Source organism: Candidatus Symbiopectobacterium sp. NZEC135, from assembly GCF_025962695.1.
Window position 1 is genome coordinate 1 of the sequence record NZ_JAGFPF010000470.1, and the last position, 1323, is coordinate 1323.

The window sequence follows — 1323 nt, forward strand, 5'->3', positions numbered from 1 at the left end:
CGCAAGGTTTACAGCACCTGTGCGGTATGGCCGATATGGTTGTTGTCGAAGGCAGCGGCGGATGGCGCACGTTAATGAATGATTTGCGCCCCTATTCGGAATGGGTGGTGCAAGAGCAGTTGCCGGTCGTCTTGGTGGTAGGGATCAAGCTGGGCTGTATTAGCCATGCATTGTTGTGCGCACAGGCAATAATCAATGATGGCTTGCCTTTATTAGGGTGGGTTGCGAACCGAGAATAAACCCTGGGTTGGCGAATTATGCGGATATCATTACGGCACTGCGCAAGAAAATTCCCGCACCACAGTTAGGGGAACTGCCGTATTTACCGCGTGCAGAGCAACGCGATCTCTCCGGTTATATTGATCTTTCTTCTATTCGTTATTAATTTATCCTTCATTCCCCATTCGTCCCCTACGACAGGGGATGATATCTATTTATTCCTCACCTTCTCATAAGATAATCGTATAATCTGTTTTTGGAAGTATTTCAACAAATAGGCTGTAAATTAACTGCTAGAGTTTAATTGATAGGGGAATGATATTAATATCATGGCAACACCACTCGATTTAAATACGCAGGCTGCATTATTTCACGAGTGATGATGTATTGTTAGATAATCTATAAATTCAGCACACTAAACATAACTTATCCACTTGCAATGCTATTCCATTAGCCTTATATATCACTAGGGGAGTTATCTCTGTGCAGGTAAATATTGAAAGAGCACATTCGTTACCCTTTGAATCTTTCCTCATGCCGAATCATTTCACTACGCCACCACGGCCAGTTTCTCTGGATATTGCACACATTGAAAATACCGTAGATGAACGCTCCTCGGAAACCAGTAGCAACTATTCGCTCTCGCAATTAAGTACCCTTAGCCAATTAAGTATGGTCTACTCTTCAAGTGATAGCCTCAGCGGGGCTTCAACGCCAGGATCGCCGTCTCCCATTCCTTTTCCCCACCCGCCGCTTTTGGTAGTGAAGCCACACGAGATAGCCAGGCGAGCAGGGAGGTTTCTAATGCCGAATCATTGAAACAACGGGGAGAACGCTATGCCAGCAATATGGGGGCTGTTTTGCTGCGAAATAGCTTGTCGGTTGCGGTTGGAACGGGAATCCGGGAATATGTCAGACGCGGTGCGCTGTCTGAAACATTTGCCAACCTGCCTCGAAGTTCGCTGGCGCTTATTTCTTCCATCATTATTGCCACGCCGCTGGTGTTACACTTTTCTGGACTTGCTCGTGATTATTTCAGTGGTGGATTAAACGGGTCAGTGTTTATGGGTCGGCTCAGCAGTTTGTTATTTGTTGCCGTTACCG

The 1323-nt window shown here is 46.1% G+C and carries 1 protein-coding gene and 1 pseudogene; both read left to right on the forward strand.

Annotated elements, in window-relative coordinates; translation table 11 throughout:
- Positions 1–385, forward strand: a pseudogene (bioD, locus tag J5224_RS27975) (ATP-dependent dethiobiotin synthetase BioD); the annotation flags it as partial.
- Between the two features lie 649 nt (positions 386–1034).
- A partial coding sequence (locus tag J5224_RS27980) for a hypothetical protein (protein WP_264628385.1) occupies positions 1035–1323 on the forward strand: 289 nt, incomplete at its 3' end.